Source organism: Acinetobacter sp. GG23, assembly GCF_057766365.1.
In genome coordinates, this window is record NZ_JBYMDJ010000020.1 from 1 (window position 1) to 279 (window position 279).

At 53.4% G+C, this 279-nt stretch carries 1 protein-coding gene; it reads left to right on the plus strand.

Annotation, left to right across the window (positions count from 1 at the left end; genetic code table 11):
* Positions 1-279 (plus strand): AbgT family transporter (locus AC3CAU_RS16755; protein WP_488368516.1); only part of this gene is annotated, 279 nt, incomplete at both ends.

A 279-nucleotide genomic window follows, 5' to 3' on the forward strand; every position in this document is an offset into this window, starting at 1 on the left:
GTCTGATCGATGTTGACTATGTGGTCGGTGCTGAAATGAATTGGTATTTCATGGCCGTCAGTACCGCCTTGATTACTGTGCTTGGGGCGCTCATCACTGAAAAAATAGTAGAGCCGAAATTGGGGATCTTTATTCCGCCGGAAGACTTTACGGCAGGAGATGAAGCTACCACTGGCAAGCTCACGGCGATGGAGAAAAAAGGCTTGGTCGCAGCCGGCGCTGCTGTCTTATTTTGTACCGGGCTGCTGCTGTGGGCGGTGCTGCCAGAAGGTGCGCCGC